Here is a 9,861-nt window from a genome sequence, read left to right on the forward strand (position 1 = left end):
CGTACTCTGAGTTCTGTTTAAGAACATAAGGTACGAGCGGCTTTTTTGATACTTGATAGTCGGTGGGGCGTTACGCCTCCAATCCCTTTCTGATCAAATACTGGTAAGGCAACGTTTCTGTTGCTTGGCCTACCAACTGGTGATCCATGAATCGACAAAAGCTCGGAATATCTCGAGTTGTCGAAGGATCGTCAGCTTTTACCAGTAACACATCGCCATCCTGCATGTTTCTAATTGTCTTCCTGACCATCATTACTGGTTCCGGGCAACGCAGGCCTTCAGCTTCTAAAGTATGGGTTGCCAGTTCAGGTTTGAATGTCATGGTTTGTATCTCTATATCTATCTAACGAGTGAATAATACGTCTGCAGAAAAAATATGCAATAAGTGCTTGGCAAACAGAATCATTTCCTATAACTTAGTTAACAAGTTGATAACAATTTGAAGCAAAGGCAACTAGCTAAGGAGTGGCGATGTTGACAGGATTAGATAGATTAACAATTTATTCGGTTCTCTGTTTTATTTCTTTTTGTGCGTTAGTACTACGCTCATCGACAGAGACCTCACTGATGCCTATTTTTGGCATAGTAGCAACGATTATTGGTATTTGGGTAGAGATGCGCCGTTGGCAAGGCATAGCCGAAGAGCAAGAGCACTAACCCGAATACAGCAAGCGAATTCCGATACGACAACATTCCGACACTATCCCCCAATTTTCTTGGGCTTCCCCGCGTAATTGCGGGATTTTTTTTATCTAAAGCATGCTATAAACAACTTAGTGACTAATGGCAATCGTATACAGCTAGGTAAGTGGCGTGGAATTAGAAGACATCTATCGTAGAGACCTTAATTTATTGGTCGCTTTAAAGGTATTGATTGAAGAGGGCAGCGTAAGCCAGGCCGCGCTTCGTCTTAACTTAAGCCAATCCGCAACCAGTCGAGTATTAGGGCGTTTAAGAGAATTACTAAACGATCCGTTGTTTACACGTCAAGGTCAGCACCTTATTCCTACCAAGAAAGCACTCGAGATCAGTCAGCGTATTGATCAGCCTTTGGAGTCTTTTCGCCAATTGCTGAGTCCGAGTGACTTTGACCCTTACTATTGCAGCGAACGTTTTCTGATCGCTACCACCGATTATGCGATGCAAACCATCTTGCCTTATGCGTTGCCTAAGATTTATGAACAAGCACCCAATATCTCTTTGGAGTTTGCTCCGTTGCAGCATGAGCATTTGTTTAAACAGCTCAGCACCGAACGCGTTGATATGGCGATCTGTCGTCCGAGTGGCAGCATTGCACCACTTCATCAAGAAGTCTTGGGGCCGGTTGGTGTGTCGTGTCTGTTATCTAAAAACCATCCATTAGCCGATCAACCTTTAAGCCTTGAAGACTATGTTTCACTCCCACATGCGATGATTGCGATCAGTGATGGTGTTAAGGCTTTATTAGACAACGCGTTAGCCAATCAACAGCCTCGTAAAATGGTGTTGCGTGCTTATCACCTTGAAGCTGCATTGGCGATTGTCGATAGAATGCCGTTGGTGATTACTGTGCCTGCTGATTTGGCTTATTTGGTAGCAGAGCGTTATGACTTGGTTGTTAAGCCATTACCATTTGAATTTATGCCGTTTGATTACTCACTGATCTGGCACTCGCGTTGCGATTCTTCTGCTTCACAACAATGGTTAAGAAGAGTGGTAAAAGAAGAGTGTGGTGAGTTGATTCAAAAACGGATTGCGGATGTCGGTTTGGGTTAACCGGATCTGAGTCTGAGTTCACTTGACCCGAATGACAAAAACGCAAAAGGGCTGATAAAAATCAGCCCTTTGTTGTTTTGGGTTATCCAAGCCTAAAGCTGTTGCTTAAGGTTTGATAACTTTATGTTTGAGAGCCTATAGTTTAATGACTACGCGACCAGTGATTTGACCGTTAGTGATGTCTTCTGCTGCTTGAATTGCACCGTCTAAAGACACTTCTTTGGTTGCTTGAGCGTAGAAAGATTCTGGTAGTAGCTCAGCCAGTTGTTCCCACGCTTTAATACGTTTTTCACGAGGGCACATTACAGAATCAACACCTTGTAGGCGAACGTTACGCAGAATGAATGGCATTACCGTGGTTGGTAAGTCAAAACCGCCTGCTAGACCACACATCGCAACCGCACCGTTGTAATCAATTTGCGCCAATACTTTCGCAAGCACTTTGCTGCCTACCGTATCGATAGCGCCAGCCCACAGTTGTTTTTCTAGTGGCTTAGCTGGTTCTTCTAGTTCAGCACGCTCTACAATACGTGTCGCGCCTAGTGATTTAAGTAGTTCACCGTTTACAGAAGCACGGCCAGTCACTGCTGCCACTTTGTAGCCCAGTTGGTTTAGTAGAGTGATAGATACGCTACCTACACCGCCACTTGCGCCGGTAACTAGGATTTCACCGTCTTCTGGTTTGATGCCTGCATCTACGATAGCTTGCACACAAAGCATTGCCGTGAAGCCTGCTGTACCGATCGCCATGACTTTCTTAGCGTCTAGACCTTTAGGCATTGGCACTAACCAATCACCGTTTAGGCTCGCTTTTTCAGCCATGCCGCCCCAGTGACCTTCACCAACACCCCAACCCGTTAAAACAACTTCGTCGCCTGCTTTGTAGCGTGGGTCATCAGATTGTGAAACCACACCTGAAAGGTCGATACCAGGAACCATAGGGAAGTTACGAACAATGCGCCCTTTACCTGTAATCGCCAAACCATCTTTGTAGTTCAAAGAAGAGTAGCTAACATCAATCTTCACGTTACCTTCTGGTAATTGAGATTCTTCAATTTGAGAAACTGACGCGATAGTTTTTTTGTCTTCTTGGTTTAGTACAAGTGCTTTAAACATGATCTGCTCCGTGGAGGAATATTAGGAAACTGAAGTAACTTTAGTTGAATCATCCGAGAAAAAATAATGAAACATCAACATTGAATATATGCGTTTTGTGCATAGATGTCAGGGTTGGTTTTTCTCTCGTTGAGTTAGCTGAACACAATCGATGCATTGTTGGATGCCAAGCAATAAAAAGTGCAGCTATATAAATATAGCTGCACAAAAGATTACCCTTCAAATATTACAGTCAGTAAACGCTATGGGCGTTCAAATACCGTTGCAATACCTTGGCCTAAACCAATACACATAGTCGCCAAGCCGTATTTCACGTCTTGTGCTTCCATCAGGTTGATTAGCGTCGTCGAGATACGAGAACCAGAACAGCCTAGTGGGTGACCCAGAGCAATCGCACCGCCGTTAAGGTTTACTTTCTCGTCAACAACATCCAGTAGACCTAAGTCTTTAGCACAAGGTAGAGATTGAGCAGCAAACGCTTCGTTTAACTCAATCACACCCATGTCTTTAATGGTTAGTCCTGCACGTTTAAGTGCTTTTTGGGTTGCTGGTACTGGGCCGTAACCCATGATTGAAGGATCGCAGCCAGCGATAGCCATAGACTTCACGCGAGCGCGAATCTTAAGGCCAAGTGCGTTAGCTTTCTCTTCGCTCATGATAAGCATTGCAGAAGCACCATCAGACAGAGCTGATGAAGTACCTGCTGTTACTGTGCCGTTTGCTGGGTCAAATACCGGACGCAGCTGGGATAAGCCTTCAACTGTTGTCTCTGGGCGAATGACTTCGTCGTAATCCAGAGTGAACAGAGAACCGTCTGCAGCGTGAGCTTCGGTTGGCAGGATTTCATTTTTGAAACGACCTTCAACCGTAGCTGCTTGAGCGCGAGCATGTGAGCGTGCTGCGAATGCATCTTGGTCTTCACGGCTAATACCGTGCATTTTGCCTAACATCTCAGCGGTTAGCCCCATCATGCCGGCCGCTTTTGCTACGTGTTTTGACATGCCTGGGTGAAAATCAACACCATGGTTCATTGGTACGTGGCCCATGTGCTCCACACCACCAATCAGGCAGATTTCAGCATCACCAACCATGATAGAGCGAGTTGCATCATGCAAAGCTTGCATAGATGAACCACATAAACGGTTGACTGTTACAGCACCAATCTCAATCGGTAGACCAGCAAGCAAGGCAGCGTTACGTGCAACGTTGAAGCCTTGCTCTAGTGTTTGTTGTACACAACCCCAGTAAATATCTTCAATTTCGACAGGGTTTACTTCTGGGTTGCGCTCTAAAATGCCTTTCATCAAATGTGCAGACAGATCTTCAGCACGAGTGTGACGGAAAGCTCCACCTTTGGAACGTCCCATTGGGGTGCGAAGGCAATCAACAACAACTACATTTTTCATTTTGCTATTCCTTTTCCAAATGTGGGTTACAGAGAACTGGCTTGTTGGCTGTCGTAAAAGCTTTCGCCCTTCGCTGCCATATCAAGCAATAGCTGAGGAACTTGGTACATTGCACCTAAGTCTTGGTAGCCTTTCGCCATTTCAACGAAGTTACCAATGCCCACACTGTCTAAGTAGCGGAATACGCCGCCTCTAAATGGAGGGAAGCCTAAACCGTAAACCAGTGCCATATCCGCTTCTTGCGGTGTCGCGATAATGCCTTCTTCTAGACAAAGCACCACTTCGTTGATCATTGGAATCATCACGCGCTGGATAATTGTTTGGTCATCAAAATCTTGTGGTGCTTGACATACGTCAGCCAAGATAGGAAGAATGTCTTCAGAGAAGGTCTTCTTCGGACGACCACGCTTGTCTACGCTGTATGTGTAGAAACCGCTACCGTTTTTCTGACCGTATTTTTCAGCAACGTAAAGTGCATCAATCGCATCACGACCTTCTTTGCCCATACGCTCTGGGAAACCTTGCGCCATCACAGCTTGTGCGTGGTGTGCAGTGTCTAGGCCTACAACGTCTAGTAAGTAAGCCGGGCCCATTGGCCAACCGAACTTGCGCTCCATCACTTTATCGATCTTAGTGAAATCAGCACCGTCGCGTAGCAACATGCTGAAACCGCCAAAGTAAGGGAAAAGTACACGGTTAACGAAGAAGCCTGGGCAGTCGTTAACAACGATTGGGGATTTACCCATCTTCGCTGCGTAAGCAACCACGCGATTGATGGTCTCTTCTGAAGTTTGTTCACCACGGATGATCTCAACCAAAGGCATGCGATGCACAGGGTTAAAGAAGTGCATGCCACAGAAGTTTTCTGGGCGCTTCAGTGATTTCGCTAGCAGGTTGATCGGAATTGTAGAGGTGTTTGATGTTAGAACCGTGTCTTCACCAACCAAACCTTCCACTTCGCTCAGTACTGCTGCTTTTACTTTCGGGTTTTCTACTACTGCTTCAACAATCACATCCGACTGTTCTACACCCGCGTAATGCAGGCTTGGAGTAATAGAAGACAGAATACCTGCCATCTTGAATCCATCTAAGCGACCGCGTGATAAGCGTTTATTCAACAGCTTAGATGCTTCGTTCATACCTAGATCAAGCGATGCTTGTGCGATGTCTTTCATCATCACTGGCACGCCTTTTAGAGCTGATTGGTAAGCAATACCGCCGCCCATGATACCTGCACCAAGTACGGCTGCACGCTCAGTTGCTTTGTTTGCTGACTTACCCGCTTGTTTCGCTAAGCCTTTGATGTACTGGTCATTCAGGAATAAGCCAACTAATGCTTTTGCTTCTTCCGATTTCGCTAGCTTAACGAAGTGCTTACGTTCGATGTCGAGTGCTGCATCGCGATTGCTGCGTGCTGCTTCTTCAATCGCAATCACAGAAGTAATCGGAGCTGGGTAGTGAGGCCCTGCTTTTTGAGCAACTAAGCCCTTCGCCATGGTAAAGCTCATCATCGCTTCGAGTTTGCTTAGTGAAAGCGCTGATGTCTTTTGTTTACGGCGTAGCTGCCAGTCTAATTTTTCATTAGCAGCCAGAGAAACGGTATTGATTGCCGATTCTAGTAACTGGTCTGTTTCAACAATCGCATCTAACAAGCCAACTTTAAGCGCTTCATCTGCACGGCATGCTTTGCCTTGCGTGATAATTTCCATTGCGCTGTCAGCACCGATAACACGAGGTAGGCGTACACAACCACCAAAACCAGGCATGATGCCAAGTTTGGTTTCAGGTAGGCCAATGCTGGTGGTCTTGTCACCGATACGGAAATCGGTAGCGAGTACACATTCACAGCCGCCGCCAAGGGCATGGCCACGCATCATTGAAAGAGTTGGGACAGGAAGGTCTTCGAGCTTGCTGAAGATTGAATTAGCGAATCTTAACCATTCATCAAGTTCTGCTTCTGGCTTAGCAAATAGGCCAAGAAATTCAGTGATGTCTGCGCCTACAATGAACGCGTCTTTGTTTGAAGTTAAGATTAAACCACGTAATCCTGCGTGAGCATTAAGAGCATCTAACGCTTTATCTAGTGATTCTAAAGTAGCAAGGTCGAGTTTGTTTACAGAGGCTGGTGCACAGAAGCTTAATTCCGCAATACCATCTTGTAATTCCTTTACCTGTAGGGTGTTAGCTTGGTAAATCATTGTCTATCTCCATGACATACAATCCACGATTGTTTGAGAGAATCTTGTTATCTTTCTATTATTGTAGAATACCTGGTAAGACCAGTTATCTTAGTCTGTACCTCTGCTTGATTAATTTCAATACATTTTTTAAACAATTGTTTAACATTGTGCGATGGCACAGATCCTCTAACCCTTATTATTCACGCGTGATACACTTCGTCGCTCTTATTAACTAAGTTAACGATATGAATGAACAGCCTTATTTAATACCTTCTGCGTCGGCTCTGTTTGAAGAAGAGATAAAAAAGAGCGTCTTTATTACGCATCTTGCTCATACTCCAAGTGTTGAAGCTGCAAAACAGTTCGTAGAACAGGTGAAAAAAGAGCATTCTTCAGCACGACATAACTGTTGGGGTTTTGTTGCTGGTCGACCTGAAGACTCAATGCTTTGGGGTTTCAGTGATGATGGTGAACCCTCGGGTACAGCGGGTAAGCCTATCTTGGCGCAACTATCGGGCTCTGGTGTCGGTGAATTAACGGCTGTTGTGACGCGCTACTCTGGCGGAATTAAGCTTGGAACCGGCGGTTTGGTTAAGGCTTACTGCGGTGGCGTACAACAAGCTCTCAAGCTGCTTCAAACTATCGAGAAAAAAATAACCACAAAATTACGGCTAGAGTTAGACTATGGCTTTGTGCCGATCGCACAATCCATCATGGCTCAGCATCAGGCTGTTGAGGTCCAAGCGGATTATGGTGTTCAAGTTGAGCTTATTATTGAAATAGAGCTCCTTCAGGTAGATTCGTTTACCCAAACCATGATCAATAAAAGCGGTGCTAAGGCACTGGTAACGAAAGTCAAAGACAACTAGGAAGTGTGAAGCATTTCGCTTCGTTCAATAGCTCATGCAATTTCGCTCAATTATTCGAATCGTCGGATTATTATTAGCACTTTTTAGTGTATCAATGCTTGCTCCTGCGCTCGTCGCACTGATCTATCGAGATGGTGCGGGTGTGCCATTTGTGACGACCTTCTTCGTTCTCTTATTCTGTGGAGCAACTTGCTGGTTTCCAAACCGACGTTATAAGCATGAATTGAAAGCGCGTGATGGCTTTTTGATTGTTGTTCTGTTTTGGACGGTAATCGGTAGTGCGGGTGCGCTGCCGTTTTTGATCGCCGATAACCCCAATGTGTCGGTAACCGATGCTTTCTTCGAATCCTTCTCTGCATTAACTACGACAGGTGCGACCGTAATTGTCGGCCTCGATGATCTGCCTAAGGCGATTCTTTTTTATCGTCAGTTCCTACAATGGTTTGGTGGTATGGGTATCATCGTATTAGCGGTAGCTATCCTCCCTGTTCTGGGTATCGGTGGTATGCAGTTATATCGTGCTGAAATCCCGGGTCCAGTAAAAGATAGCAAGATGACTCCGCGTATTGCTGAAACGGCAAAAGCGCTTTGGTACATCTACCTGAGCTTAACCATTGCTTGTGCAGTGGCGTTTTGGCTTGCTGGGATGAGCTTCTTTGATGCCATCAGTCATAGCTTCTCTACTATTGCGATTGGTGGCTTCTCGACTCACGATGCGAGCATGGGGTATTTCAATAGCCCTGCGATCAACATGATTACAGTTGTGTTCCTTCTTATATCCGCATGTAACTATTCGCTTCACTTTGCTGCATTTGCTTCAGGTGGTGTGCATCCTAAGTATTATTGGAAAGATCCTGAGTTCCGCGCCTTTATCTTTATTCAGGCAGTACTGTTCTTGGTTTGTTTCTTATTACTGCTCAATCATCACTCTTATGATTCGTACTACGATGCTTTCGACCAAGCCTTGTTCCAAACCGTGTCTATCTCTACGACCGCGGGTTTTACAACGACGGGTTTCTCAGAGTGGCCATTGTTCTTACCCGTACTGCTTTTGTTCTCTTCTTTTATAGGGGGATGTGCAGGTTCTACGGGTGGTGGTATGAAAGTGATTCGAATCTTACTACTTACTCTGCAAGGTGCTCGTGAAATGAAGCGTCTTGTTCACCCACGGGCTGTCTATACCATCAAGGTTGGCGGTTCTGCACTACCACAACGTGTTGTAGATGCGGTCTGGGGCTTCTTCTCTGCATACGCATTAGTGTTTGTGGTTTGTATGCTGGCTCTTATTGCAACTGGTATGGACGAGTTGAGTGCTTTCTCTGCGGTAGCGGCGACATTAAATAACCTTGGCCCGGGCCTTGGTGAAGTCGCGGTGCACTTTGGCGATGTGAACGACAAAGCAAAATGGGTACTTATCGTATCTATGCTGTTTGGCCGATTAGAAATCTTCACCTTATTAATCTTATTGACCCCTACGTTTTGGCGTAGCTAAGGACAACATTGTGGCAAAAGTTCTATTTTTGTATTCAAGCCGTGAAGGGCAGACCAAGAAAATCTTGAACTATATAAAAGAAGAAATGAGTGAGTTCGAATGTGAGCTTCAAGATCTGCACACTATTGGCAAGGTGGACTTTGCTCAGTACGACAGAGTGTTGATTGGCGCATCGATTCGTTATGGCCACCTTAATAAGAAGCTATATCAATTTATTGATGCCAACCTTACTCAGTTGCAATCAAGCAAGGTTGCGTTCTTCTGTGTTAACTTAACGGCGCGTAAAGAAGACCAAGGCAAAGATACACCAGAAGGCAGTGCGTATATTAAGAAGTTCCTTACCAAGTCTCCATGGCAGCCGACTTTAATCGGTGTATTTGCAGGTGCCCTCTATTACCCACGTTATAACTGGTTCGATAGAACCATGATCCGCTTTATTATGAATATGACAGGTGGTGAAACGGATACAACGAAGGAAGTTGAGTACACAAACTGGGAAAAAGTCTCTTTGTTCACTGAAAAACTGAAGAATATGTAAGATAAAAGCCTACTTTTGAGGCGTTTTGAGTTCTTTTTAATCGAACGAATAAAAAAACGAAAAAAACTTAAAAAAGGGCTTGCCAGTGTGATCGAAATCTCTATAATGCCACCTCGCTGACACGGGATGGCTTCTTAGGAAACCAGAACGAATCAGCAAGCCAAATTAGCCAAGCCAAGCGCTTGAAAAAAGTTTTGAAAATAGTGGTTGACACTAAAACTTAAATCGCTAAAATGGCCGTCCGATTTGAGCGAAGCTCAAAAAGGAAAAGCTCTTTAACAATTTAAACCTATCAATCTGTGTGGGCACTCGTTGATGAATATCAAAAATTGATTCTTAGGAATCACATTGATTTCAATGAACTGAGTGACCAATCGATAATTTATTATCGGCACAGTCAATTCATTATCATTCTGTTGGAATGGTAATAGCTTTAGAATTACTTTTTGTAGTTTTGAAGTCAGTATTCGTTGAGTCACACCTATTAATTTAGGTAATCAAAACT

9 protein-coding genes are annotated in these 9,861 nt (G+C 44.7%); 5 read left to right on the forward strand and 4 right to left on the reverse strand.

What is annotated here, in order from left to right:
- Positions 1-70 precede the first annotated feature (70 nt).
- The gene (gene tusA, locus A136_RS13115) at positions 71-322 is read right to left on the reverse strand and encodes a sulfurtransferase TusA (protein WP_004736675.1); all 252 of its coding nucleotides are present in this window, start codon (positions 320-322) and stop codon (positions 71-73) included.
- 149 nt (positions 323-471) lie between these two features.
- Here tusA and A136_RS13120 point away from each other — a divergent pair, with 149 nt between their 5' ends.
- Together A136_RS13120 and A136_RS13125 are read left to right on the forward strand one after the other, a co-directional pair.
- Complete coding sequence (locus tag A136_RS13120) at positions 472-657, forward strand: hypothetical protein (RefSeq protein WP_004736674.1); 186 nt, start codon at positions 472-474, stop codon at positions 655-657.
- Positions 658-813: 156 nt separating this feature from the next.
- The gene (locus A136_RS13125) at positions 814-1,755 is read left to right on the forward strand and encodes a LysR family transcriptional regulator (protein ID WP_004736673.1); all 942 of its coding nucleotides are present in this window, start codon (positions 814-816) and stop codon (positions 1,753-1,755) included.
- A gap of 135 nt (positions 1,756-1,890) precedes the next feature.
- On the opposite strand, the gene A136_RS13130 is transcribed toward A136_RS13125, so the two are convergent.
- The 3 genes from A136_RS13130 to fadB all read right to left on the reverse strand — a co-directional run bounded on the left by A136_RS13130 (position 1,891) and on the right by fadB (position 6,475).
- Positions 1,891-2,871, reverse strand: coding sequence for an MDR family oxidoreductase (locus A136_RS13130; RefSeq protein ID WP_017058820.1), 981 nt, complete (start codon positions 2,869-2,871; stop codon positions 1,891-1,893).
- A 242-nt stretch (positions 2,872-3,113) separates the two neighbouring features.
- The gene (gene fadA, locus A136_RS13135) at positions 3,114-4,277 is read right to left on the reverse strand and encodes an acetyl-CoA C-acyltransferase FadA (protein ID WP_017063032.1); all 1,164 of its coding nucleotides are present in this window, start codon (positions 4,275-4,277) and stop codon (positions 3,114-3,116) included.
- A 26-nt stretch (positions 4,278-4,303) separates the two neighbouring features.
- Entirely contained in the window at positions 4,304-6,475 is a 2,172-nt protein-coding gene (fadB, locus tag A136_RS13140) for a fatty acid oxidation complex subunit alpha FadB (RefSeq protein ID WP_017058822.1), read from the reverse strand.
- Positions 6,476-6,702: 227 nt separating this feature from the next.
- On the opposite strand from fadB, the gene A136_RS13145 reads away from it, so the two are divergent.
- From A136_RS13145 to hemG, 3 genes are read left to right on the forward strand one after another with little or no spacing between them, the layout of a single operon-like run.
- Positions 6,703-7,326: a YigZ family protein gene (locus A136_RS13145; protein WP_017063033.1), complete on the forward strand. Its 624-nt coding sequence runs from the start codon at positions 6,703-6,705 to the stop codon at positions 7,324-7,326.
- A 34-nt stretch (positions 7,327-7,360) separates the two neighbouring features.
- Entirely contained in the window at positions 7,361-8,818 is a 1,458-nt protein-coding gene (locus A136_RS13150) for a TrkH family potassium uptake protein (protein ID WP_008223210.1), read from the forward strand.
- 10 nt (positions 8,819-8,828) lie between these two features.
- Complete coding sequence (gene hemG, locus A136_RS13155) at positions 8,829-9,356, forward strand: menaquinone-dependent protoporphyrinogen IX dehydrogenase (protein WP_017058824.1); 528 nt, start codon at positions 8,829-8,831, stop codon at positions 9,354-9,356.
- Positions 9,357-9,861: the final 505 nt, after the last annotated feature.

The organism is Vibrio crassostreae 9ZC13, assembly GCF_000272045.2.
GTDB lineage: Bacteria > Pseudomonadota > Gammaproteobacteria > Enterobacterales > Vibrionaceae > Vibrio > Vibrio crassostreae_C.